1 pseudogene is annotated in these 884 nt (G+C 77.7%); it reads left to right on the plus strand.

What is annotated here, in order from left to right:
• Nucleotides 1–811, plus strand: a pseudogene (locus G3I53_RS15125) (hydroxyacid dehydrogenase); the annotation flags it as partial.
• Nucleotides 812–884: the final 73 nt, after the last annotated feature.

An 884-nucleotide genomic window follows, 5' to 3' on the forward strand; every position in this document is an offset into this window, starting at 1 on the left:
GGCCGACGCGGTGCTGGTGCGCTCCGCCACCCGCATCGACGCCGAGGCCCTCGCCGCCGCCCCGCGGCTGAGGGTGGTCGCCCGGGCCGGGGTCGGCCTCGACAACGTGGACGTCCCCGCGGCCACCGCCGCCGGAGTGCTCGTCGCCAACGCCCCCGCGTCCAACGTGGTCAGCGCCGCCGAGCACGCCGTCGCCCTGCTCCTGGCCCTCGCCCGGCACGTCCCGCAGGCCGACGCCGCGCTCCGGGACGGACGCTGGGCGCGGAGCGCGTTCACCGGCGTGGAGCTGGCGGGCAAGACCCTCGGCGTGCTCGGCCTCGGCCGGATCGGCTCGCTGGTGGCGCGCCGGCTCGCCGCCTTCGACATGGAGGTGATCGCCCACGACCCGTACGCGGACGCCGAACACGCCCACGCCCTGGGGGTGCGGCTGACCGGCCTCGACGAACTCCTCGCCCGGGCCCAGTTCCTCACCGTCCACCTGCCGCTGACCGGCGGGACCGCCGGGCTGATCGGCGCCGACGCCCTCCGGCGCGTCCGGGGCGACCTGCGGATCGTGAACGCGGCGCGCGGCGGCATCGTCGACGAGCGGGCGCTGTACGCGGCGCTGGCGGAGGGGCGCATCGCGGGCGCCGCCCTGGACGTGTACGCGCACGAGCCCTGCACCGACTCCCCGCTGTTCACGCTGGACAACGTGATCGTGACGCCGCACCTGGGCGCGAGCACGCCCGAGGCGCAGGAGCGGGCCGGTACGCAGGCGGCCGAGTCGGTGCTGCTGGCGCTCACCGGCATGCCCGTGCCGGACGCGGTCAACGCGCCCCTCGCGTCGCCGGCGCCGAACGCGGCCGACGCCGAACGCGAAGCGCCCGTGCACGCGCGATGACGGC

This window comes from Streptomyces sp. SID14436, assembly GCF_010548465.1.
GTDB lineage: Bacteria > Actinomycetota > Actinomycetes > Streptomycetales > Streptomycetaceae > Streptomyces.